Genomic DNA, 23,695 nt, shown 5'->3' on the forward strand with positions numbered 1-23,695 from the left:
TCGCATGGAAAATTTAGCATTAATCGATTCATTCTCAGAGTTTAAAGATAATAAACTTATTGATCGTGTAACGCTTATGGCAATTTTAGAGGACGTGTTTAGAAATGCATTGAAGAAAAAATACGGTTCAGATGATAACTTCGACATTATCATAAATCCTGATAAAGGAGATATGGAGATATGGAGAAGAAGAGTAATTGTTGCTGATGAGGATCTTGACTTTGAAAATGAAGAAATTACACTTACTGAAGCAAGAAAAATTGAAGCGGATTTTGAAATTGGTGAAGAGGTTTCTGAAGAGGTAAAATTGATTGATTTAGGAAGAAGGGCTATCTTAGCGCTTCGCCAGAACTTGATTTCTAAAATACACGAACACGATAATACTAATCTTTATAAACAATTTAAAGATATTATTGGTGATATTTATACAGCAGAAGTGCATCACGTAAGACCAAGAGTTGTAATTTTGGTGGATGATGAAGGGAATGAAATTGTGCTTCCGAAAGAAAAACAAATTCCATCTGACTTTTTCCGAAAAGGAGATAATGTTAGGGGAATTATTGAAAGCGTTGAATTAAAAGGAAATAAACCTCAAATCATCATGTCAAGAACTTCTGAGAAGTTTTTAGAAAAATTATTTGAACAGGAAATTCCTGAAGTATTCGATGGTTTAATTACAGTTAAAAATGTAGTCCGTATTCCTGGTGAAAAAGCAAAAGTAGCTGTAGATTCATATGATGACAGAATAGATCCTGTTGGAGCTTGTGTTGGTATGAAAGGGTCTCGTATTCATGGAATTGTTCGTGAGTTAGGAAATGAAAATATTGACGTAATCAATTATACAAATAATATTCAATTGTTTATTACAAGAGCTTTAAGTCCTGCCAAAGTTTCATCAGTTAAAATTGATGAGGAAAATAAAAGAGCTGAAGTTTTCTTGAAATTAGAAGAAGTTTCTAAAGCAATTGGTAGAGGAGGTCATAATATTAAATTAGCAGGCCAGTTAACAGGTTATGAGTTAGATGTAATTCGAGAAGGAGATGTTGCCGGTGCAATTGCAGATGAAGATGATGTTGAATTATCAGAGTTTTCAGATGAAATTGAAGACTGGGTAATTGAAGAGTTTGCTAAAATAGGTCTGGATACAGCAAAAAGTATTTTGAGTCAGGAAGTAGAAGATTTAGTAAGAAGAACCGATTTAGAAGAGGAAACAATTCTGGATGTTATGAAAATACTAAAAGAAGAGTTTGATAACTAGTTGTATCTGCTCTAACAACACAACGAAAAAGGTAATAATAAAAAGGTTATATGTCTGAAGAGAGAGTAATAAGAATAAACAAGGTTTTAAGGGAATTAAATATTTCGTTAGAAAGAGCTGTTGATTATCTAAAAGATAAGGGGATTGCTATTGATGCAAATCCAAACGCTAAAATTTCTGACAGTGAATTTAATATCCTTCAAAGACAATTTGCGGGCGATAAGGGGAATAAGGAAGCTTCCAAAGAAGTAGGGGAAGAGAAAAGAAAGGAAAAAGAAGCATTGCGTGTTGAGCGCGAAAAGGAAATCGAAGATAAACGCAGACAAGACGAAGAACGTCAAAAACAACAGGAGATTATAAAAGCGAAGGCTGTTGTAACGGGGCCTGTTCAGGTGGGTAAGATTGATTTAAACCCAAAAAAGACAGTTGTTGCTACTCCTTCAGAAGAACCGGTTAAGACTGAGGAGTCAAAAGTTGTTGCTCACAAGGAAGTTGAAAAACCAATTCAAAAAGAAGATGGTAAAACTGATGGTCTGGTAACTGCAGACAAAGCAGATCCTATTATTACTGAGAAAAAAGAAATAAAAGCTGAAACTTCTAAAACAGCAAAAGATCCAGTTGTTTCAACTGATCCCGAAACTGCAGAAGAAACGATCACTACACAATATCAAAAATTATCGGGAACGACTCTTACAGGTCAGACAATTGATTTATCTCAATTTAATAAACCTAAGAAAAAGAAAGAGGATCCAAAGATAACGCCGAATAAACCGGGTACTCCGGGTGCAAATAATAACGCTAATAAAAATAAGCGTAAAAGAATTGCTCCTAAACCAGGTACTTCTGGGGTGCAAAAAACAGTTACAGGTAATGTTTCGGGAACACCAAATCCTAATAAAATTACGCCAAACACAGGTGGTGGTTTTAACGCTAATAGAAGTGCGAGACCTGGCTTTGTGAAAGGAAACCGTCCGGCTATAGTTGCTAAAGTTGAGCCTACTGAGGAGGAAGTAAAAAACCAAATTAGAGAAACTCTTGAAAAGCTACAAGGTAAAGGTGGAAAATCAAAAGCGGCTAAATACAGAAGAGATAAAAGAGATACGCATCGTCAGAAATCTGATGAAGAGCAAAGAGCACTTGACGAAGGAAGTAAGACTATTAAAGTGACTGAGTTTGTTACTGTAGGTGAAATTGCAATCATGATGGATGTGCCAATTACTAAGGTTATTGGAACTTGTATGTCGCTTGGTATAATGGTTACCATGAACCAACGTTTAGATGCTGAAACTCTAACTATCGTAGCTGACGAGTTTGGTTATGAAGTTGAGTTTATCACAGTTGATATCGAAGAAGCTATCGAGGTAGTTGAAGATAGGGAAGAAGATTTAGTGGTTAGAGCCCCAATTGTAACAGTAATGGGGCACGTTGACCACGGTAAAACATCTTTACTGGATTATATCCGTAAAGAAAATGTTATCGCTGGTGAGTCCGGAGGTATTACGCAGCACATTGGAGCTTACGGAGTAACTTTGGATAATGGTCAGAAAATTGCGTTTTTAGATACTCCTGGTCACGAGGCGTTTACCGCGATGCGTGCACGTGGAGCTCAGGTTACAGATATCGCAATTATTGTAGTAGCTGCCGATGATGATATCATGCCGCAAACAAAAGAAGCAATCTCTCACGCACAAGCTGCGGGAGTTCCAATTATATTCGCTATCAACAAAATTGATAAACCAAATGCTAATGTTGAGAAAATCAAAGAGCGTTTGGCTGGTATGAATTTACTTGTTGAAGACTGGGGTGGAAAAATTCAATCCCATGATATTTCTGCTAAAGTAGGAACAGGAGTAAAGGAATTGCTGGAAAAAGTATTGTTAGAAGCTGAAATTCTTGATTTAAAAGCAAATCCAAATAAGGCTGCTCAGGGAACTGTTGTTGAGGCTTTTCTGGACAAAGGAAAAGGATATGTTTCTACGATATTAGTGCAGCAGGGAACTCTTAAAATTGGAGATTACATGTTGGCAGGTAAACATCATGGTAAAATTAAAGCCATGCATGATGAGCGTGGACATAATGTAAAAGAAGCTGGGCCTTCGACTCCAGTATCTGTTTTAGGTCTTGATGGAGCTGCTACGGCTGGAGATAAATTCAATGTGTTTGAAGACGAAAAAGAAGCAAAACAAATTGCATCTAAACGTTCTCAGTTAATGCGAGAGCAATCAGTGCGTACTCAAAGACATATTACGCTTGATGAAATTGGACGTCGTATTGCTCTTGGTCAGTTTAAAGAATTAAATGTTATCCTTAAAGGTGACGTTGATGGATCAGTTGAGGCATTATCTGACTCATTCTCTAAACTTTCCACAGAAGAAGTCCAGATTAATATTATACACAAAGGGGTTGGGGCAATTACGGAAACTGATGTTAACTTAGCTTCTGCTTCAGATGCTATTATTATCGGATTTAATGTTCGACCTGCTGGAAATGCAAGACAGCTTGCAGATAAAGAAGAAATAGATATCCGTTATTATTCTATTATCTATGCCGCTATCGACGACTTGAAAGATGCTATGGAAGGAATGTTAGCTCCTGAGATGAAAGAAGAAATTCTTGGTACAGCAGAAATTCGTGAGATTTTCAAAATTTCCAAAGTAGGTTCTATTGCTGGTTGTATGGTAACTGACGGCAAAATTTTAAGATCGTCTAAAATTAGGGTTATCAGAGAAGGTGTTGTGGTGCATACAGGAGAACTTGTAGCATTGAAACGTTTTAAAGATGATGTTAAAGAAGTGACAAAAGGATATGATTGCGGTATTCAGATCAAAGGTTTTAATGATATCGAAGAAAGAGATGTTATTGAAGCATATCATGAGGTTGCGATTAAAAAGAAATTGAAATAATATTTAAAAGCAAAAAAGTCCCGATTTAATCGGGACTTTTTTGCTTTTAAAATGACTGTAAATTTAATGTGTTACTCTTTGCTGTTTTTAATATTTAATGCTTAGAACTACTTAAAATTAATCAAAACAAAAGTCTTTTTTAATGTTGTAGAATTTAACTTTTAAAGGTACAAACAAATAACAAGTATTTTTATATTGAGTTTGCCTAAAATTTATTTGCTTGGTTTAATAAGGAATACGCTTTTGTATTTCTTTCTAATTTCTTCTAAATTTCGTTCTGCTTCAATTCTTGTTTTAAAATTCCCAACGACTACTTTATAGTTTGGAGTATTAAAAATTATAGTTCCGTCAATGTTGTTAAATTCCCTTTTGAAATTAGATAAAGTCTTTTTTGCTTCTTCACTTTTGCCACTGAAAATTTGAATTTTGTAAGTGTCATTGGTACTAATTGACGTGTTAATTTTACGCTTATCATTTAGTAATTGCTCAAATTTAGGATCTTGATTCAAAGTAATGTTTTGGTCCTGAGCATTAATATTGAGTGTTAAAGTAAGCATGGGTAATAGTAATAAAATCTTTTTTGAAGGGGTTAAAATTCTCATAATGTGATGGTTTTTATACAAAAATAATGTTTAAAATTTATATGTGAAAAGTTTGTGCTATTTAGAATTGATATAAATTGATATTTAAGACTATTTTAAGGTTTTGAGAATAGTACTTAAATTGTATTTTTGTGCAGGTTTTAAAAAAGCGGTATTAGATTTAACTGATTAATTACAGAAAAAATCATACCAAAAAATTAGTAGATAATTTTATACTATATGAAAAAGGTGGGTAACCATAATTCGATCTCAAGAAAATTGATGCTTAGCTTGTCGCTATCGCTGATTTTCTCCCTAACTTCATTTGCTCAAGATCCTGCTGCAGCTCCTGCGGCGACTGAAGCTGCTGCTGCTCCGGCTGCGGCATCTGGAGGTGATCCGGTAAAAGGGAAAGAACTTTTTAATGCAAATTGCGCTGCATGTCACAAATTAGATGCTAAATCAACTGGTCCAGCTTTACGTGGGGTTGCTGCTAAGCATGATATGGCTTGGATTTACAAGTGGGTGCATAACAGTTCTGACATGATTAAGTCAGGTGATCCTGTTGCAGTTAAACTTTTTGAAGAGAATAATAAGTCAGTAATGACTTCTTTTCCTCAATTGTCTGAAGGAGATATTGATAATATTATTGCTTATACTTCTGAAGTAAAAGCTGAACCTGCTACAGCTCCTGGAACTGTTCCTCCTGGGCAGAAAGTTGAAGGTGGTGGAATTTCAAACAATATTATTTTAGGAGCTCTTGCTCTTGTAATGGCTATTTTAGTTGTGATGTTGTTTATGGTGAACAAGGTTTTAACTAAAGTTGCAAATAAAAATGGTATTGAGGTTGCTCCAAAAGAAGTAAGGCTTCCAATCTGGAAAGCTTTCGCTAGAAACCAATTCTTGGTTTTAGTAACTGCAATTTTCTTGCTTTTGGCTAGTGGTTATTTTGTTTATGGTTACTTAATGCAGGTAGGTGTAGATCAGAATTATGAGCCAATTCAGCCAATTCATTACTCTCATAAAATTCACGCTGGCGATAACGAGATTAATTGTAAATATTGTCACTCTGCTGCTCGTGTAAGTAAAAATGCTGGTATTCCTTCGTTAAATGTTTGTATGAACTGTCATAAAAATATTTCTGAGGTTGCTGAAACAACGGCTACTGCTGAATACAGTAAAGCATTCTATGATGCTCAGATCCAAAAATTATATGATGCTGTTGGGTGGGATAAAACTAAACAGGTTTATACCGGAAAAACACAGCCTGTTAAATGGGTACGTATTCATAACTTGCCTGATTTTGTTTACTTCAATCACTCTCAACACGTTTCTGTTGCAGGTATTGAATGTCAAACTTGTCACGGGCCAGTACAGGAATTTGAAATTATGAAGCAATACTCTAAATTAACAATGGGATGGTGTGTTGATTGCCATAGAAAAACTGATGTTAAGATGGAGGGTAATGCTTATTATGACAAAATTCATGCTGAGCTTTCTAAAAAATACGGTGTAGAGAAATTAACTGCAGCGCAAATGGGAGGTTTAGAGTGTGGTAAATGCCACTATTAATCGATTTATTAAGATTTTAATATATATATACAATGTCATCAAACAAAAAATACTGGAAAAGTGTTGAGGAGCTAGAAAATAGCTCTATTGTTGAGGCGCTTAGAAATAACGAGTTTGTTGAAGAGATTCCTACTGATGAGTTTTTGGGTAACGCTGATGCTTTATCTACATCTGGAACTTCACGTCGTGACTTTTTAAAGTACGTAGGGTTTAGTACAGCAGCTGTTACATTGGCTGCATGCGAAGGTCCTGTTCACAAGTCTATCCCTTATGTATTACAACCGGAACAAATCATTCCTGGTGTTGCAGATTATTATGCAACTACCGTTTTTGATGGTTTTGATTTTGCTAATCTTTTGGTTAAAACTCGTGAGGGTCGTCCAATTAAAATTGAAAACAATACAATTGCTGGTGCTAAATTTGCAGCTAACGCAAGAATTCATGCTTCTATTTTAGGATTATATGATAGTACGCGTTTAAAAGAGCCTAAAGTAGATGGTAAAGATTCTACCTGGTCAGCAGTTGATTTAAAAATTAAATCTAGTTTAGCAGATGCTAAAGCAAAAGGTGGACAAGTAGTATTGTTGACTAATACTTTAGCTAGTCCTTCTACAGAGAAATTAATTGCTGAGTTTATTGCAAAAAATCCAAACGCTAAGCACGTTGTATATGATGCAGTTTCATCATCTGAAGCTTTAGATGCTTTTGAAGCTGTTTACGGTCAAAGAGCTTTAGTTGATTACGATTTTTCAAAAGCTTCATTAATCGTATCTGTTGGTGCTGATTTCTTAGGAGACTGGCAAGGTGGGGGATATGATACAGGATATGCGCAAGGGCGTATTCCTCAAAACGGAAAAATGTCTCGTCACTTCCAGTTTGAATCAAATATGACATTGTCTGGAGCTGCAGCTGATAAGCGAGTTCCAATGACTGTAGCTGCTCAAAAGCAAGCTTTAGTTCAAATTTATAATATTATTGCAGGTGCTTCTGTTCCTGTTTCTTTAGATGAGAAATTTAAAGTAGAAGTAGTTAAAGCTGCTCAGCAACTTAAAGCTGCTGGTTCAAAAGGAGTTTTAGTATCAGGAATTGAAGATAAAAATGCTCAATTACTAGTTTTAGCTATTAATCAGGTATTAGCTAGTGAGGCTTTTACTACTGCTGGGGCAAGACAAATTAGAAAAGGTTCTAACGTGGCTGTTGCACAGTTAATTAAAGATTTGAATGCTGGAAGTATTCATACTTTAATTATGAGTGGAGTTAATCCTGTTTATACTTTAGCTGATTCAGCTGCTTTTGTATCTGGATTGAAAAAAGTTAAAACGTCTGTTTCTTTTTCATTAAAAGAAGATGAAACTGCATCAATTGTTTCAATTGCTGCGCCAGCTCCTCACTACTTAGAGTCTTGGGGAGATCTTGAGTTAACAAGTGGAACTTACAGCTTGACTCAGCCAACGATTCGTCCTATTTTTAACACAAAACAATTTCAAGATGTTTTATTGTCAATAAATGGCACAGCAGGTACTTTTTATGACTACCTAAAAGTAAATTCTGGGGCTTACACTTCAGGTGCTTCTTGGAATAAAGTATTACATGATGGTGTAGCAATAGTTGGAGCTGCAGCATTATCAGGAGGTGCTATTGATGCTGCTTCTGCTGCAAATGCTGTTGCAAAATCTAAATCTGCTGGTGATTTTGAATTAGTGTTATACACTAAAACAGGATTAGGAGACGGGCAGCATGCTAACAACCCTTGGTTGCAAGAGTTTCCAGATCCAATTACAAGAGTTTCTTGGGATAATTACGTTACAGTTTCTAATGTAGATGCTAAAAAACTTGGTTTGTCAAACGAAATTGTTGCAAACGGAGGTTTAAATGGTAGTTATGCTACTATTACTGTTGATGGAGTTAAATTAGAAAACGTTCCAGTAATCGTTCAGCCAGGACAAGCAGTTGGAACTGTAGGTCTAGCTCTTGGGTACGGACGTAAAGCAGCTTTAAAAGAAGAAATGCAAGTAGGTTTAAATGCTTACACTTTATATAAAGGTTTCAATAATGTTCAGTCAGTTTCTATTGCTAAAGCCTCTGGAGTTCATGAGTTTGCTTGTGTTCAAGGCCAGAAAACTTTAATGGGTAGAGGAGATATCATTAAAGAAACTACTTTAGAAATATTCAATACTAAAGATGCTGAGCATTGGAATGAAAAGCCAATGGTATCTTTAGATCACCAGGAAGTTGAGGCTACAACTGTAGATCTTTGGGAATCATTTGATCGTACAACTGGTCATCACTTCAATCTTTCAATTGACTTAAATGCTTGTACTGGATGTGGAGCTTGTGTTATCGCTTGTCATGCAGAAAACAACGTTCCTGTTGTAGGTAAAGCAGAGATAAGAAGAAGTCGTGATATGCACTGGTTGCGTATTGATAGATACTATTCTTCTGAAAGTACTTTTGAAGGTGATAACGAAAGAAAAGAAGGAATTGCTGGTTTATCTAGTTCATTATCTACATTTAATGAAATGGAAAAAGCAGGAGACAATCCTCAAGTTGCTTTCCAGCCTGTAATGTGTCAACACTGTAATCACGCACCTTGTGAAACAGTTTGTCCGGTTGCTGCAACTTCTCACGGCCGTGAAGGTCAAAACCATATGGCTTACAACAGATGTGTTGGTACTCGTTACTGTGCAAACAACTGTCCATATAAAGTACGTCGTTTTAACTGGTTCTTATACAACAAAAACACTGAGTTCGATTATCATATGAACGATGATTTAGGCCGTATGGTATTAAATCCTGACGTTAACGTACGTTCTCGTGGTGTTATGGAAAAATGTTCTATGTGTATCCAAATGACACAGGCTACTAAATTAAAAGCTAAAAATGAAGGCCGTCCAGTTAGAGATGGAGAATTCCAAACAGCTTGTTCTAGTGCTTGTTCTTCAGGGGCGATGATATTTGGTGATGTAAATGATAAAGAAAGTAAAGTTGCTAAATTAGCTGCTGACGAAAGATCATACCACTTATTAGAGCATGTAGGTACAAAACCTAATGTGGTTTACCATGTTAAAGTTAGAAATACTTAGTAAAATTATTAATTAAGAAACAATATAAAGGATTATGTCGTCTCACTACGAAGCACCCATTAGAAAACCTTTAGTTATAGGTGATAAATCATATCACGATGTAACTGTAGATGTGGCAGCACCTGTTGAAGGTCCTGCAAATAAGCAATGGTGGATTGTATTTTCAATCGCATTAATAGCCTTCCTTTGGGGGTTGGGTTGTATAATTTACACCGTATCTACCGGTATCGGAACATGGGGATTAAATAAAACAGTTGGTTGGGCCTGGGATATCACTAACTTCGTTTGGTGGGTAGGTATTGGTCACGCCGGAACATTAATTTCTGCGGTATTATTACTTTTCCGTCAACGTTGGAGAATGGCTATCAACCGTTCTGCAGAAGCTATGACTATTTTCTCTGTAGTACAAGCGGGTCTATTTCCAATTATTCACATGGGACGTCCTTGGTTAGCATACTGGGTATTACCTATTCCAAACCAATTTGGATCTTTATGGGTAAACTTTAACTCCCCTTTACTTTGGGACGTATTCGCGATTTCAACTTATCTTTCAGTATCATTAGTTTTCTGGTGGACTGGTTTGTTACCTGACTTTGCAATGCTTCGTGATAGAGCTATTACTCCATTTAACAAAAGAGTTTATTCTATCTTAAGTTTTGGATGGAGCGGTAGAGCAAAAGACTGGCAGCGTTTTGAAGAAGTATCTTTGGTATTAGCTGGTTTAGCTACTCCTCTTGTACTTTCTGTACACACGATTGTATCTATGGACTTTGCTACTTCTGTAATTCCGGGATGGCATACAACAATTTTTCCTCCGTACTTCGTTGCTGGAGCTGTTTTCTCGGGATTTGCAATGGTAAATACGTTGCTAATCGTTATGAGAAAAGTTTCTAATCTTGAAGCATACATCACATTACAGCATATCGAGTTAATGAACATCATTATCATGATTACTGGTTCTATCGTAGGTGTAGCTTATATTACTGAGTTATTTGTGGCTTGGTATTCAGGTGTGGAATATGAGCAATATGCATTCTTAAACAGAGCTACCGGACCTTACTGGTGGGCATATTGGGCGATGATGACTTGTAACGTTTTCTCTCCCCAGTTTATGTGGTTTAAAAAACTAAGAACAAGTATCATGTTTTCATTTGTAATTTCGATTGTAGTAAACATCGGGATGTGGTTTGAAAGATTTGTAATTATTGTTACTTCTCTGCATAGGGATTATCTTCCATCTTCCTGGACAATGTTTTCGCCAACATTTGTTGATATTGGAATTTTCATTGGAACAATTGGTTTCTTCTTCGTATTGTTTTTATTATATTCAAGAACTTTCCCTGTAATTGCTCAGGCAGAGGTTAAGACAATTTTGAAAGGAACAGGAGATAATTACATTAGAGAAAGAGCAAATAGTAAAGATTCACATCATGAGTAATAAAGTAATATACGCCATTTATAATGACGATGATATTTTGATGGACGCAGTAAAGAAAACCAGAGCTGCACACCATCATATAGAAGAAGTTTTTACTCCATTCCCAGTTCACGGATTGGATAAAGCTATGGGGTTAGCACCAACAAGATTAGCAATTTGTGCGTTCCTTTATGGATGTGTTGGAATTTCTGTTGCAACAACAATGATGAGTTATATCATGATTCATGACTGGCCACAAGATATTGGTGGTAAACCAAGTTTTAGTTTCATACAAAATATGCCATCTTTTGTGCCAATTATGTTTGAAATGACTGTATTTTTTGCAGCTCACTTAATGGTTATTACTTTTTACATGAGAAGTAGATTATGGCCATTTAAACAAGCAGAGAATCCTGATGTAAGAACAACAGATGACCATTTCTTAATGGAAGTGGCTGTAAACGATAATGAAGCTGAATTAGTTTCTTTCTTTGAAGGTACAGGAGCTGTTGAAGTTAAAGTAATTGAAAAGAATTAATTGTAGCTATGAAAAGGATATATAAAATAACACTTTTAGTTGGTATAACTATTTTAGTTTCATCTTGCCACAATAATTCGGCACCAAACTATCAGTATTTCCCAAATATGTATGAGTCTGTAGCATATGAAACTTATGGAGAGTCAAAAGTATTTAAGGGAGGGAAAGAAGGACAGCTTCCTGTAGAAGGAACTATTAACAGAGGTTTTGAACCTTATGAGTACGAAAATTCAACGGCAGGGTATGAATTGGCTAAAGCTAATTTAAAATCACCTTTGACTGAGGAAGAAAAAAGTTCTGAAAAAGGAAAACAGCTTTTCGAGATTTATTGTATCAGCTGCCATGGCGCAACTGGAAATGGGAAAGGTAAATTGGTTGAAAGAGAAAAATTTCTTGGGGTACCTAGCTATAAAGACAGGGAAATTACTGAGGGTAGTATTTTTCACGTAGAAACTTATGGTTTAAATGCAATGGGTTCACATGCAAATCAATTAAGTGCCCATGAACGTTGGTTAGTTGCTGACTATGTTCTAAAACTAAAAAGCCAATTATAATTGTTGAACAAACTGATCGTAATAGATATGTACACATTTTCAAGTAAATTAAAAACTTTTTCTATCATTCTAATGGCCGTTGGTATATTAGGGATTGGATATGGTTTTTTAAACGCTCCTAAAAATATTGAAGAGGTAGAAACTCTTCTTAAAAAAGAAGCATCAGAGCACGGTGGTGGGCATCATGAAACTGCAGCAGCACATCATGAAGAAAAAGCTGAAGCTACTCATGAAGAAAAAACACAAGAAGTTGCTCATCACGAAGTAGCTGAAGAAACACATGCACAGGTTGCTGTAAATAAAGATTCAGTTGTTGCAAATGCAGATACAGTTCACGAAGCAAAAACAGAAGTAGCTCATGAAACTGCAGTTGCTAATCATGAAGTAAAAGCAGAAAAGCACAAAGAAGTTTCTCATCATGATCCTAAAGCTCATGCTGAACATGTTTTACACCAATTGCAAAATAAACCGTGGTCTGCTTTGTATGTTGCTTGTATTTTCTTCTTATTGCTTACTATGGGAGTTTTAGCATTTTATGCTATTCAACAAGTAGCTCAGGCTGGATGGTCTCCTGTATTGTTTAGAGTTATGCAGGGAATTACAGCTTACTTACCGGCTGGTTCTATCATTTTCTTTATTATTTTGGTTTTATGTGGATTGCACTTTAATCATATATTTGTTTGGTTAGGTGAAGGTGTTACTGATCCTAAAAGCCCAAATTATGACGCTATCATTGCTGGAAAATCTGGTTATTTAAATTTTCCTTTTTGGATCATCAGAGCATTTATCTTTTTATTAGGCTGGAACTTATATCGTATTTATTCTAGAAAAAACTGTCTGGCTCAGGATGAAGCTAATGATGATTTATATTACAAAAAGAACTTTAAGTTGTCTGCTGGTTTCTTAGTATTCTTTATAGTTTCTGAGTCTATTATGTCTTGGGACTGGATAATGTCTTTTGATCCTCACTGGTTTAGTACATTATTTGGATGGTATGTATTTGCTTCTTTCTTTGTAAGCGGTATTACTACTATCGCATTAGTTACAGTCTATTTAAAATCTAAAGGATATTTAGAGTATGTAAATACAAGCCATATTCATGATTTAGCTAAATTTATGTTTGGTATTAGCGTATTCTGGACGTATTTATGGTTCTCTCAATTTATGTTGATTTGGTACGCAAATATTCCTGAAGAGGTAACCTATTTCGTAACAAGAATTCAATTATATAACCTGCCTTTCTTTGGTGCTGTAGTTATGAATTTTGTTTTCCCGTTATTGATATTAATCAATACAGATTTCAAACGTCTTAACTGGGTTATTGTAATGGCTGGAATTGTGATCTTGTTAGGACACTATGTTGACTTCTTTAATATGATTATGCCTGGAACCGTTGGTGACAGATGGTTTATTGGAGTTTCTGAAATTGCATCTATTCTTTTCTTCTTAGGTTTATTTATTTTCGTAGTGTTTACTGCTTTGAGTAAATCTCCTCTGTTAGCAAAAAGAAATCCTTTCATAGAAGAAAGTAAACATTTTCATTATTAATATTTAAAGAAGTAAACAGATGACAAGTTTGTTGGTAATTATAGTTTTAGTTTTATTAGCAGTTGCATTATGGCAATTGACCAAGATTTTCGATCTTACTCAGGTTGGTGCTTCTTCGGACGATTCTCAGGTAGCGTCTGATAATGATAACAATGTTCAGGGATATATTATGTTTGGCTTTTTGGCTTTCATTTATATCTTCACAATTTACGGTCTGCTAAAATGGGGTAATTTGGCACTTCATACACCTGCTTCTGAGCATGGTCTTTTGGTAGATAATTTAATGAATATTACATGGGTATTAATTTTTACTGTTCAGGTTATTACTCAGGGTTTATTATATTGGTTTTCTTTTAAATATAAAGGAAATAAAGATAAAAAAGCTTTGTTTTTTGCTGATAGTAATAAATTGGAAGCAATTTGGAGTATAATTCCTTCTGTTGTATTAGCAATCTTAATACTTTACGGATTGTATGCATGGAATAACATCATGTTTGTTGACAAAGACGAAGATGTAGTAGAAATTGAATTATATGCTCAGCAATTTAAATGGACTGCCAGATATGCAGGGCATGATAATGTTTTAGGTAAAGCAAATGTTCGTTTAATTGAGGGTATCAATACTTTGGGTGTTGATATGTCTGATCCTAATGCTCAGGATGATATTGTAGTAACTGAGTTACATATTCCAAAAGGGAAAAAAGTTCATTTTAAAATGCGTTCTCAGGATGTTTTACACTCTGCTTATTTTCCTCACTTTAGAGCACAAATGAACTGTGTTCCGGGAATGGTTACAGAATTTGCTTTTATTCCAACTTATACTACTGCTGAATATAGAGAGCTGCCTTTTATGATTGAGAAAGTAGCCCATATCAATAAACTTAGAAATGAAAAAAGTGCTGAATTAGTAGCAAAAGGAGGTACAGCTTTAGACCCATATACATTTGATTACTTATTGTTGTGTAATAAAATTTGTGGAGCTTCCCACTACAATATGCAAATGAAAGTTGTTGTTGATTCTCCTGAAGATTATAAAAAATGGTTAAGTGAAAAAACAACTTTAGCTCAGGATATTAAAGCTGCAGCTGCGGCTGAAAAACCAGCTGAAGGAGCTGAACCTACTACAGATACAACTACAAAGGTAAAAGATACTGTAAAGGCAGTTATTGATACTGTTAAAGCAGCTGTAGCAAAAGTTGCGGTTAAATAATATTATTAAGAAAATTTAAAGTACAATTATATGTCAGCAGAAGCGCACGGTCACGATCACGGACACGATCACGAGCACGAACATCATCATAAAGACACATTCATTACTAAATATATTTTTAGTATTGATCACAAAATGATTGCTAAACAATACTTGATTACAGGTATTATTATGGGTATCATTGGTATTGTAATGTCTTTACTTTTCAGAATGCAATTAGCTTGGCCTGAAGAGTCTTTTAAAATATTTAATGTTTTATTAGGAGATAAATTCGCACCTGATGGTGTAATGGCTAATGATATTTATTTGGCCTTAGTTACAATTCATGGTACTATTATGGTATTCTTTGTATTGACGGCGGGTTTGAGTGGAACTTTCAGTAATTTACTTATTCCTCTTCAAATTGGTGCAAGAGATATGGCTTCAGGATTTATGAATATGATTTCATACTGGCTATTTTTCTTATCTGCTGTAGTAATGTTGTGTTCTTTATTTGTTGAAGCTGGACCAGCTTCTGCAGGTTGGACAATTTATCCGCCATTAAGTGCTTTGCCACAAGCAATTCCGGGATCTGGTACGGGTATGACCTTATGGTTGGTTTCAATGGCGATATTTATTGCATCTTCATTGATGGGATCTTTAAATTATATTGTAACTGTAATTAACTTAAGAACTAAAGGAATGTCTATGACCAGACTTCCTCTTACTATCTGGACATTTTTCGTAACAGCTATTATTGGTGTTATCTCATTCCCTGTTTTATTATCTGCGGCTTTATTATTGATTTTTGATAGAAGTTTTGGTACTTCATTCTTTTTATCTGATATTTATATCGCTGGTGAAGTTTTACATTATCAAGGAGGTTCTCCAGTATTGTTTGAACACTTATTCTGGTTCTTAGGTCACCCTGAGGTTTATATTGTAATCTTACCAGCAATGGGTCTTGTATCTGAAATTATGGCAACGAATTCACGTAAACCAATCTTTGGATACAGAGCGATGATTATGTCTGTTCTTGCAATCGCATTCTTGTCAACTATTGTTTGGGGACACCATATGTTCCTTTCAGGTATGAATCCTTTCTTAGGGTCTGTATTTACATTTACAACATTATTGATTGCAATTCCATCTGCTGTAAAAGCATTTAACTGGATTACAACTTTATGGAAAGGTAACTTACAGTTCAATCCTGCAATGTTATTTTCTATTGGAATGGTTTCTACTTTCATTACTGGAGGTTTAACGGGAATCATTTTAGGAGATAGTACTCTGGATATTAACGTTCACGATACTTACTTTGTAATTGCACACTTTCACTTAGTAATGGGTATTTCTGCACTTTACGGAATGTTTGCTGGTATTTACCACTGGTTTCCTAAAATGTACGGAAGAATGTTGAATAAAAACTTAGGTTACATTCACTTTTGGGTAACAGCAGTTTGTGCTTATGGAGTATTCTTCCCAATGCACTTTATTGGATTAGCTGGTTTACCAAGACGCTACTATACAAATACAAACTTCCCATTATTTGATGATTTACAAAATGTGAATGTTTTAATTACAACATTTGCTCTTGTAGGAGGTGCGTTCCAATTAGTATTCTTATACAACTTCTTTAGTAGTATTTTCTACGGTAAGAAAGCTGTTCAGAATCCATGGAAATCTACAACATTAGAGTGGACAACTCCGGTTGAACATATTCACGGTAACTGGCCAGGTGAAATTCCTCATGTATATCGTTGGCCGTATGACTACAGTAATCCAAATCATGATGTAGATTTTGTTCCTCAAAATGTACCCATGAAAGAAGGTGAAGAAGTTTTACATCACTAAAAATATTTAAGAGACCATCAGAAATGATGGTCTTTTTGTTTTGTAAAAGTTTTTATCTGTGAATTTTTACTGTTTTACAAACTGATTACTTTGCATATCTTTGTCAAATGAATGAAAATCTAGATCCTACCACAAAAGGATACAACCCAGAAGAGTTAGATCTTGAAAAAAGATTGCGTCCGCTGTCATTTGATGATTTCGCCGGACAAGACCAGGTTTTAGAAAATTTAAAGGTTTTTGTCGCAGCTGCTAATCAGCGAGGAGAAGCACTTGATCATGCACTTTTTCACGGACCTCCCGGACTAGGAAAAACTACTTTAGCTAATATTTTAGCGAACGAACTTGAAGTTGGTATCAAAATTACTTCTGGTCCTGTTTTAGATAAGCCGGGTGATTTAGCAGGTTTATTGACAAATCTAGATGAAAGAGATGTATTATTCATTGATGAAATTCATCGTTTGAGTCCTATTGTTGAAGAATATTTATATTCTGCTATGGAGGACTTTAAGATTGATATCATGATTGAATCCGGCCCTAATGCCAGAACGGTTCAAATTAATTTAAATCCTTTTACCTTAATTGGGGCCACTACGCGTTCAGGATTATTGACTGCTCCTATGCGTGCCCGTTTTGGAATATCGTCCCGTTTGCAATATTATACGACCGAACTTTTAACTACAATTGTGGAAAGAAGTGCTTCTATTTTGAAAATGCCGATCGATCTTGAAGCAGCAATAGAAATTGCAGGCCGCAGCCGCGGTACACCTCGTATTGCAAATGCTTTGCTACGTCGTGTACGTGATTTTGCGCAGATAAAAGGGAATGGTATTATTGACTTAGAAATATCAAGATATGCTCTTAAAGCACTAAATGTTGATGCGCATGGGCTTGATGAAATGGATAATAAAATTTTATTAACTATTATTAATAAATTTAAAGGAGGCCCTGTTGGTCTTTCTACTCTGGCAACAGCAGTCTCTGAAAGCAGTGAGACGATTGAAGAAGTTTACGAGCCATTTTTGATTCAGGAAGGTTTCATTATGCGTACTCCCCGTGGTCGTGAAGTTACAGATAAAGCCTATAAACACTTAGGAAAAATAAACACGAATATTCAAGGAGGATTATTTTAATTTATTTATACAATGTCCCTAAGTAAAATATATAATTATCCAAATAAGCTTTCAATTTTAAGATTTTTTCTGGATGCTGAAGGGATACGTAAAAATCCTATTCCGTTTCACAATAGGTACTTTAATGTTTTAGGGGATTCATTTTCTATTAGAATTGGAAAATCCAAATATATCATTTTGTCCAGGGACAATGATGTTGCCGAATATATTTTGCAGAAAAATCACAAGAACTATCATAAATCAAAGTTTCAGTCTGTATATCTTTCGAAATATTTAGGTAAGGGACTTCTAACTGTCGATGGTGAATTTTGGTTAAAACAAAGAAGGCTCATTCAGCCAGCTTTTCATAAACAAAAAATGAATGAGCTGGTTGAAAACATGGAAAAGATAATTGCTTCAGAACTAAATGATCTAGTGGCAGAAAAACCTATTGATCTTTTTCCTGTTATGAGCGAACTAGCCTTTAATGTTGTGGCTAAATCATTATTTCAGCTTTCTACCTCTGATGAAAAATTAAATCGTATAAAATTTATTATCGAAGAGGTTCAGAATTTCTTAATCAAAGAAATTAGGCTTCCACATAAAGCGTGGTGGTTTTCAATTAGTGGTCAGGTAAAAAAACATCTTGAGCTGGCTTATGAAAATAATAAAATTATTAGAGAAATTGTAGAGGAAAGGATTGTTTCAAAAAAAGAAGTTAATGATTTGCTGAATATGCTTCTTGAAACACGTTATGAGGATAGTGGTGAAGGAATGTGTGTAGAACAATTAATAGATGAGATAAAAATTCTTTTTATTGCAGGGCATGAAACAACCGCTAATGCTTTAACTTTTACCTTACATCTTTTAGGAAATAATCCTGATGTACAGGAGAAGATATTCGACGAAATATTCAAAATTGAATCAGATACTGATAATGTAGTGGAGCAGCTGCAAAGAATGACGTATACAAATGCAGTTTTAAATGAGTCAATGCGATTATATCCGCCTGCCTGGATTACAGACAGGGAAAATGTCGATGATGATACCCTGGGAGATTTTAATATTAAAAAAGGAACCCTGATTGGTGTTTCTTTTTATGAACTGCATCGTAATCCTAAATATTGGGAAAATCCTAATGAGTTTATTCCTGAACGTTTTATTGGTAAACAAAAAAAGAAATCGCTGCAATATTTTTATCCTTTTGGAGCCGGGCCAAGAATGTGTATTGGGGCAGGATTTGCTATTTATGAAATGTGTCTGACACTTTCTTATATTGTGAAAAGATACGTGATTAAATCAACTAAAAATGAAATACGGTTTAATCCGTTAATTACTTTAAAACCCGTTGGGGCTGAAGTTCTATTCTCTAAAAGATGACCATTAATTCTAAAGAGACATATTCGAAATTTATTAAATCTGAAGCAAAACGACTTGGTTTCATTTCCTGTGGAATATCTAAAGCAGGATTTCTTGAAGAAGAAGCTCCTCGTTTGGAGAAATGGTTAAAAAATAATCATAATGGTCAAATGGCCTATATGGAAAACCATTTTGATAAACGTTTGGATCCAACATTATTGGTTGATGATGCCAAAAGTGTAGTTTCGCTTTTACTAAATTATTACCCTGCAGAGGTTCAGAATAATGAAAGTTTCAAAATCTCAAAATATGCTTATGGTCAGGACTATCATTTTGTAATTAAAGAAAAACTCAAAGAATTTCTTCATTCAATCCAGGAAAATATAGGGGATGTTTCGGGACGTGCTTTTGTAGATTCGGCTCCTGTTTTAGATAAGGCCTGGGCAGCAAAAAGCGGTTTAGGATGGATTGGTAAAAACAGCAATTTATTAACTCAGAAAGTAGGTTCGTTTTATTTTATTGCTGAACTTATTCTGGACTTAGATCTAGAATACGATCATGCAGTAACGGATCATTGCGGTTCATGTACAGCCTGTATTGATGCCTGCCCAACACAGGCAATAGTCGCTCCTTATGTCGTTGACGGAAGCAAATGCATCTCTTATTATACCATTGAACTTAAAGAAAATATTCCAAACGAAATGAAAGGCAAATTCGATGATTGGATGTTTGGATGTGATACCTGTCAGGATGTTTGTCCCTGGAATCGTTTTTCTAAACCTCATGCTGAACCTTTATTTAATCCGAATCCTGAGTTACTTTCTTTTTCCAAAAAAGACTGGATTGAAATAACAGAGGAAACTTTTCGCTCAGTTTTTAAAAATTCCCCTATTAAGAGAACTAAATTCGATGGTCTGAAGAGAAATATTAAGTTTTTGGAGTAGTAGTTGAAAAAAATAAAAACTTTACAGTAAGGTCTTTCTGAGTTAAGGAAAGACCTTTTGCTCTTACTTAATACTGAAACGTTGCATTTTTGACAAAAAAAAGGTTCTGAGTGATTCTTTTCTTTAGGAGAATATTTCTAAATAGTTAAATGTCTTGTAATGATTTAAAAATGAATTTGTTAGGTGTTAAAAAATGTGGTGGCTTATCTTTTTATGTTTAATTTTTTTTAACTTTATAATCCTTAAAATTTTTCAGATATGACTGTAAATCAAATATTAAACGCAAAAGGGAAAAATGTTTATTCCGTACGTTCAACAACAACTGTTTATGAAGCATTGAAGGTAATGGGCGAAAAAAATATAGGCGCTATTCTGATTATCGATGATTCTGAGTTAAAAGGAATATTGTCTGAAAGGGATTATGCAAGAAAAATTGTCTTAAAGGATAAATCATCAAAAGAAACTTTAGTTGATGAAATCATGGAAAGCACTGTTTTTACAGTAAAACTTTCGGATAATTTAGAAAATTGTATGGAACTTATGAGCACAAAAAGAATACGACACCTTCCGGTTTTAGAAAACGAAATTGTTGTAGGTATTATTTCGATTAGTGATGTTGTAAAAGCTATTATCGAATTGCAAAAGGATACGATAAATCATTTGAATTCATATATTTCTCAATAAGAATTAAAATAATAAAAGTTTATAAATAGTCCGAATGTATCGGGCTATTTTTTTATCCAAAATTTAAACATTTTTAGTAAAAGTATGCTCAAAAACAAACAGTTTTATTTCAAGTCTTATATCTTTGTAAGAATATAATTAAAGTGAAAACGAATGAATAAAGAGACAAAAAGAAGAGAAGCATTATTATATCATGCAGAGCCAACTCCAGGTAAAATTCAGGTAGTTCCAACTAAAAAATATGCAACTCAGAGAGACTTGTCTCTGGCTTATTCGCCGGGAGTTGCAGAACCATGTTTAGAAATCGCAGCAAATCCTGAAGATGTTTATAAATACACAGCAAAAGGAAATTTAGTAGCTGTAATTTCAAACGGGACAGCCGTTTTAGGTTTGGGGGATATAGGTCCTGAAGCAGGAAAACCGGTAATGGAAGGAAAAGGTTTGCTTTTTAAAATTTTCTCTGATATTGATGTTTTCGATATTGAAATCGGAACAAAAGATGTTGAAGAATTTATTCAGACTGTAAAGAATATTGCCCCAACTTTTGGAGGAATCAATCTAGAAGATATAAAAGCCCCTGAATCTTTCGAAATAGAAAGAAGGCTGATCGAGGAGTTAGATATTCCGGTAATGCACGACGATCAGCATGGAACCGCTATTATTTCTTCGGCTGCCTTAATTAATGCACTTGAACTGGCAGGAAAAAAAGCTGAAGATATAAAAGTTGTAGTTTCAGGAGCCGGATCTGCTGCTATAGCCTGTACGGATTTATATGTTTTGCTTGGTGTAAAAGTTGAGAATGTTTTAATGTTCAACAGTAAAGGACTTTTAACAAAAGATAATCCTTCGCTTTCAGAGTTGCAGTTGAAATATGCTGTAGATGGTGATAAAATTGATTTGGCGGATGCTGTAAAAGATGCTGATGTTTTCATAGGACTATCTTCAGGAAATATTCTGTCACCTGAAATGCTGCTTTCAATGGCCGAAAGTCCAATTGTTTTTGCGATGGCAAATCCAAATCCTGAAATTGATTATAATTTAGCTGTCGAAACCCGCAAGGATGTAATTATGGCTACGGGCCGTTCAGATTTTCCTAATCAGGTCAATAATGTTTTAGGTTTCCCTTATATTTTTAGAGGAGCTTTGGATGTTAGGGCAACAAAAATTAATGAAGCTATGAAGATGGCAGCCGTAAAAGCACTGGCTTCATTAGCAAAACAATCTGTACCGGAACAGGTTAACGTGGCTTACGGTGCAACAAAATTAGGTTTTGGCCGTGAATATATTATTCCGAAGCCATTTGATCCAAGATTGATTGCCGTAGTTGCGCCTGCTGTTGCGAAAGCAGCTATAGAATCAGGCGTTGCCAAAAATCCGATTACAGACTGGGCAGCTTATGAAGAAAAGCTTTTGGAACGTTTGGGCAATGATAATAAGATGGTCCGTTTGATTACAAACCGTGCAAAAATGGATCCAAAACGAGTGGTTTTTGCTGAGGCAGAACATTTGAATGTTTTAAAAGCTGCTCAGATTGTTTACGAAGAAGGTATTGGCTTTCCGATTCTATTAGGGAATAAAGAAATCATTTTAGAACTTAAAAAGGAATTAGGTTTTGATGCCGATGTTGAAATAATCGATCCTAAGACAAGTGAAGAAGAAGCAAGGCGCAACAGATTTGCAACTTCATATTGGGAGACAAGAGAAAGGAGAGGGGTTTCTTTGCTGGATGCTCAGCGATTTATGCGCGAAAGAAATTATTTTGCAGCAATGTTGGTTAACGAAGGCGAAGCAGACGGTTTGGTTACAGGATATTCAAGAAGTTATCCAAGTGTTGTAAAACCAATGATGCAGTTAATTGAAAAAGCACAAGGTGCATCTCTTGTTGCTACTACAAACATGATGCTTACAGCACGTGGCCCAATGTTTTTGGCTGATACAGCAATAAACATTAATCCATCTGCGGATGATTTGGTTAATATTGCGATTATGACTGCTAAAACGGCTAAAATGTTTGGTATTGAGCCTGTTATTGCAATGGTCTCTTATTCAAATTTTGGATCATCGACTCATCAAAATGCTTCAAAAGTAAGGGAAGCTGTTGCATATTTACATAAAAATCATCCAGATATGATTGTTGATGGCGAAATTCAGGCCGATTTTGCTTTGAATCCAGAAATGCTTGAGGAGAAATTTCAATTTTCTAAATTGGCAGGAAAGAAAGTAAACACACTCGTATTTCCTAACTTAGAGGCAGCAAATATTACTTACAAACTATTAAAAGAGTTGTATAAAGTAAATTCTATCGGACCAATCATGATGGGAATGGGAAAACCGGTTCATATTTTTCAACTAGGTGCCAGTGTTGAAGAGATGGTAAATATGGCAGCAATTGCAGTTATTGATGCTCAGGGAAAAGAATTGAAGAAAATCAAACTAGCGAAATAAGAGGGTTTATACGGTTGTTAATGTTGTCTTAAATTTAGTATATTTGACCCCACAAATAATATTATGATAGCACATTTGCAGGGTAAATTGGTGGAGAAAAATCTAACAGAGGTAATTATTGATTGTGCAGGGGTTGGGTATCAGGTTAATATCTCCCTGCATACTTTTTCATTACTTCCAAATACTGATTTTATAAAATTATATACGCATCTTCTAATCAAAGAAGATGCGCATACTTTATATGGTTTTGTAGAAAAGTCTGAAAGAGAAATATTTAGAATGCTTATATCTGTTTCCGGAATTGGGGCTAATATTGCCAGGACGATGCTTTCATCTATAGATCCAAAGCAAATTATCAATGCAATTGCTTCAGGAGATGTTGGTGTTATTCAGTCTATTAAGGGCATTGGTAATAAAACTGCTCAAAGAGTGATATTGGATTTGAAAGAAAAAGTCTTAAAATTATATGATTTGGATGAAGTTTCTGTTGTTCAAAACAATACAAACCGAGATGAAGCGTTATCTGCTTTAGAAGTTTTAGGTTTTGTTAGAAAGACATCTGAAAAAGTTGTTGAGAAAATTGTAAAAGAAGATCCGGACGCTACTGTAGAAACCATTATCAAAAAAGCTTTAAAAGCTTTATAAATTACTATTAAG

General features: G+C 34.9%; 17 protein-coding genes. 16 read left to right on the forward strand and 1 reads right to left on the reverse strand.

All coding sequences use genetic code 11. The features are described 5' to 3' along the window. Window positions 1–4 precede the first annotated feature (4 nt). Both nusA and infB read left to right on the forward strand, forming a co-directional pair. Entirely contained in the window at window positions 5–1,258 is a 1,254-nt protein-coding gene (gene nusA, locus K8B81_RS05265; protein ID WP_025572262.1) for a transcription termination factor NusA, read from the forward strand. Between the two features lie 50 nt (window positions 1,259–1,308). After that, complete coding sequence (gene infB, locus K8B81_RS05270) at window positions 1,309–4,161, forward strand: translation initiation factor IF-2 (RefSeq protein ID WP_223679577.1); 2,853 nt, start codon at window positions 1,309–1,311, stop codon at window positions 4,159–4,161. Between the two features lie 212 nt (window positions 4,162–4,373). Here infB and K8B81_RS05275 read toward each other — a convergent pair whose 3' ends face one another. After that, entirely contained in the window at window positions 4,374–4,763 is a 390-nt protein-coding gene (locus K8B81_RS05275) for an SPOR domain-containing protein (RefSeq protein WP_223679580.1), read from the reverse strand. A 219-nt stretch (window positions 4,764–4,982) separates the two neighbouring features. Between K8B81_RS05275 and K8B81_RS05280 the strand changes: the two genes are divergently transcribed. The 14 genes from K8B81_RS05280 to ruvA all read left to right on the forward strand — a co-directional run bounded on the left by K8B81_RS05280 (window position 4,983) and on the right by ruvA (window position 23,683). After that, window positions 4,983–6,314, forward strand: coding sequence for a c-type cytochrome (locus K8B81_RS05280; protein WP_223679582.1), 1,332 nt, complete (start codon window positions 4,983–4,985; stop codon window positions 6,312–6,314). Between the two features lie 32 nt (window positions 6,315–6,346). Then, complete coding sequence (locus tag K8B81_RS05285) at window positions 6,347–9,397, forward strand: TAT-variant-translocated molybdopterin oxidoreductase (protein ID WP_223679586.1); 3,051 nt, start codon at window positions 6,347–6,349, stop codon at window positions 9,395–9,397. A 34-nt stretch (window positions 9,398–9,431) separates the two neighbouring features. Further along, window positions 9,432–10,835, forward strand: coding sequence for an NrfD/PsrC family molybdoenzyme membrane anchor subunit (gene nrfD / locus K8B81_RS05290; RefSeq protein ID WP_025572652.1), 1,404 nt, complete (start codon window positions 9,432–9,434; stop codon window positions 10,833–10,835). Beyond that, entirely contained in the window at window positions 10,828–11,352 is a 525-nt protein-coding gene (locus K8B81_RS05295; protein WP_025572651.1) for a DUF3341 domain-containing protein, read from the forward strand. The genes nrfD and K8B81_RS05295 overlap by 8 nt, the downstream gene beginning before the upstream one ends. A gap of 8 nt (window positions 11,353–11,360) precedes the next feature. Beyond that, window positions 11,361–11,906 carry a c-type cytochrome gene (locus K8B81_RS05300; RefSeq protein ID WP_025572649.1) on the forward strand — a complete coding sequence of 182 codons (546 nt, stop codon included), beginning with the start codon at window positions 11,361–11,363 and terminating at the stop codon, window positions 11,904–11,906. 27 nt (window positions 11,907–11,933) lie between these two features. Next, window positions 11,934–13,454, forward strand: coding sequence for a cation-translocating P-type ATPase (locus K8B81_RS05305; RefSeq protein WP_223679588.1), 1,521 nt, complete (start codon window positions 11,934–11,936; stop codon window positions 13,452–13,454). 19 nt (window positions 13,455–13,473) lie between these two features. Beyond that, window positions 13,474–14,664 carry a cytochrome c oxidase subunit II gene (locus K8B81_RS05310; protein WP_223679590.1) on the forward strand — a complete coding sequence of 397 codons (1,191 nt, stop codon included), beginning with the start codon at window positions 13,474–13,476 and terminating at the stop codon, window positions 14,662–14,664. A 30-nt stretch (window positions 14,665–14,694) separates the two neighbouring features. After that, window positions 14,695–16,497, forward strand: a complete 1,803-nt coding sequence (locus K8B81_RS05315; RefSeq protein WP_223679593.1) for a cytochrome c oxidase subunit I — start codon at window positions 14,695–14,697, stop codon at window positions 16,495–16,497. 107 nt (window positions 16,498–16,604) lie between these two features. Beyond that, a complete protein-coding gene (gene ruvB, locus K8B81_RS05320; RefSeq protein ID WP_223679602.1) occupies window positions 16,605–17,627 on the forward strand; it encodes a Holliday junction branch migration DNA helicase RuvB in 1,023 nt (340 codons plus the stop codon). Window positions 17,628–17,639: 12 nt separating this feature from the next. Further along, window positions 17,640–18,986 carry a cytochrome P450 gene (locus tag K8B81_RS05325; protein ID WP_223679606.1) on the forward strand — a complete coding sequence of 449 codons (1,347 nt, stop codon included), beginning with the start codon at window positions 17,640–17,642 and terminating at the stop codon, window positions 18,984–18,986. Continuing rightward, the gene (queG, locus tag K8B81_RS05330; protein WP_223679608.1) at window positions 18,983–19,909 is read left to right on the forward strand and encodes a tRNA epoxyqueuosine(34) reductase QueG; all 927 of its coding nucleotides are present in this window, start codon (window positions 18,983–18,985) and stop codon (window positions 19,907–19,909) included. The genes K8B81_RS05325 and queG overlap by 4 nt, the downstream gene beginning before the upstream one ends. A 258-nt stretch (window positions 19,910–20,167) precedes the next feature. Then, entirely contained in the window at window positions 20,168–20,593 is a 426-nt protein-coding gene (locus tag K8B81_RS05335) for a CBS domain-containing protein (protein WP_223679610.1), read from the forward strand. A gap of 153 nt (window positions 20,594–20,746) precedes the next feature. Beyond that, complete coding sequence (locus tag K8B81_RS05340; RefSeq protein WP_223679612.1) at window positions 20,747–23,038, forward strand: NADP-dependent malic enzyme; 2,292 nt, start codon at window positions 20,747–20,749, stop codon at window positions 23,036–23,038. A 63-nt stretch (window positions 23,039–23,101) separates the two neighbouring features. Further along, on the forward strand, window positions 23,102–23,683 hold the full coding sequence (ruvA, locus tag K8B81_RS05345) for a Holliday junction branch migration protein RuvA (protein WP_223679614.1): 582 nt from the start codon (window positions 23,102–23,104) through the stop codon (window positions 23,681–23,683). The last annotated feature ends 12 nt before the right edge of the window (window positions 23,684–23,695 follow it).

Source organism: Flavobacterium hibisci (assembly GCF_020026925.1).
Lineage (GTDB): Bacteria > Bacteroidota > Bacteroidia > Flavobacteriales > Flavobacteriaceae > Flavobacterium > Flavobacterium hibisci.

Excerpts from the sequence above, each read along its gene's own strand:
- nrfD (WP_025572652.1), top strand. The coding sequence starts at position 9,432 with ATGTCGTCTCACTACGAAGCACCCATTAGAAAACCTTTAGTTATAGGT.
- infB (WP_223679577.1), top strand. The coding sequence starts at position 1,309 with ATGTCTGAAGAGAGAGTAATAAGAATAAACAAGGTTTTAAGGGAATTA.
- K8B81_RS05310 (WP_223679590.1), top strand. The coding sequence starts at position 13,474 with ATGACAAGTTTGTTGGTAATTATAGTTTTAGTTTTATTAGCAGTTGCA.
- K8B81_RS05305 (WP_223679588.1), top strand. The coding sequence starts at position 11,934 with ATGTACACATTTTCAAGTAAATTAAAAACTTTTTCTATCATTCTAATG.
- K8B81_RS05300 (WP_025572649.1), top strand. The coding sequence starts at position 11,361 with ATGAAAAGGATATATAAAATAACACTTTTAGTTGGTATAACTATTTTA.
- K8B81_RS05275 (WP_223679580.1), bottom strand. The coding sequence starts at position 4,763 with ATGAGAATTTTAACCCCTTCAAAAAAGATTTTATTACTATTACCCATG.
- ruvB (WP_223679602.1), top strand. The coding sequence starts at position 16,605 with ATGAATGAAAATCTAGATCCTACCACAAAAGGATACAACCCAGAAGAG.
- queG (WP_223679608.1), top strand. The coding sequence starts at position 18,983 with ATGACCATTAATTCTAAAGAGACATATTCGAAATTTATTAAATCTGAA.
- ruvA (WP_223679614.1), top strand. The coding sequence starts at position 23,102 with ATGATAGCACATTTGCAGGGTAAATTGGTGGAGAAAAATCTAACAGAG.
- K8B81_RS05335 (WP_223679610.1), top strand. The coding sequence starts at position 20,168 with ATGACTGTAAATCAAATATTAAACGCAAAAGGGAAAAATGTTTATTCC.
- K8B81_RS05295 (WP_025572651.1), top strand. The coding sequence starts at position 10,828 with ATGAGTAATAAAGTAATATACGCCATTTATAATGACGATGATATTTTG.
- K8B81_RS05325 (WP_223679606.1), top strand. The coding sequence starts at position 17,640 with ATGTCCCTAAGTAAAATATATAATTATCCAAATAAGCTTTCAATTTTA.
- nusA (WP_025572262.1), top strand. The coding sequence starts at position 5 with ATGGAAAATTTAGCATTAATCGATTCATTCTCAGAGTTTAAAGATAAT.
- K8B81_RS05315 (WP_223679593.1), top strand. The coding sequence starts at position 14,695 with ATGTCAGCAGAAGCGCACGGTCACGATCACGGACACGATCACGAGCAC.
- K8B81_RS05340 (WP_223679612.1), top strand. The coding sequence starts at position 20,747 with ATGAATAAAGAGACAAAAAGAAGAGAAGCATTATTATATCATGCAGAG.
- K8B81_RS05280 (WP_223679582.1), top strand. The coding sequence starts at position 4,983 with ATGAAAAAGGTGGGTAACCATAATTCGATCTCAAGAAAATTGATGCTT.
- K8B81_RS05285 (WP_223679586.1), top strand. The coding sequence starts at position 6,347 with ATGTCATCAAACAAAAAATACTGGAAAAGTGTTGAGGAGCTAGAAAAT.